This is a genomic window from Sporosarcina sp. P29 (assembly GCF_002743265.1).
GTDB lineage: Bacteria > Bacillota > Bacilli > Bacillales_A > Planococcaceae > Sporosarcina.
The window spans coordinates 1-362 of record NZ_PDYX01000153.1 but is presented as its reverse complement, the minus strand read 5'-3'; the positions used below and the strand labels follow the sequence as shown (position 1 = coordinate 362).

The following is a 362-nucleotide window of genomic DNA, read 5'->3' as shown; positions in this document are numbered from 1 at the left end:
CCTGTGAGTCTTTATCAAGGCGGCCAATCGGGAAGATACGGCTGCTGTGATTAACGAAATCAACAATGTTGTCCCGCTCGCCGTCTTCCGTGGTACTGACGATGCCAACCGGCTTATTCAACGCGATAAATACCAGGTCTTCCGCATCACGCGGTTCAATGAGCTGACCATTCACTTTGACCACGTCACCGGGCACGACCTGGTCACCGATGGTGGCGCGTTTGCCGTTGAGGAACACGTTACCCTGTTCAATGTAACGGTCCGCCTCGCGACGTGAGCAGATCCCGCTCTCGCTAATGTATTTGTTTAATCGTGTTGATTGAGTTGGCAGCATAGTTTCTCCTGTAAAGGCGAAATATACC

1 protein-coding gene is annotated in these 362 nt (G+C 51.7%); it reads right to left on the bottom strand.

Annotated elements, in window-relative coordinates; genetic code table 11:
• Positions 1-334, bottom strand: a 334-nt coding sequence (locus tag CSV68_RS17000; protein WP_255407219.1) for a S4 domain-containing protein, incomplete at its 3' end; no start/stop codon positions are given.
• Between the last annotated feature and the right edge of the window lie 28 nt (positions 335-362).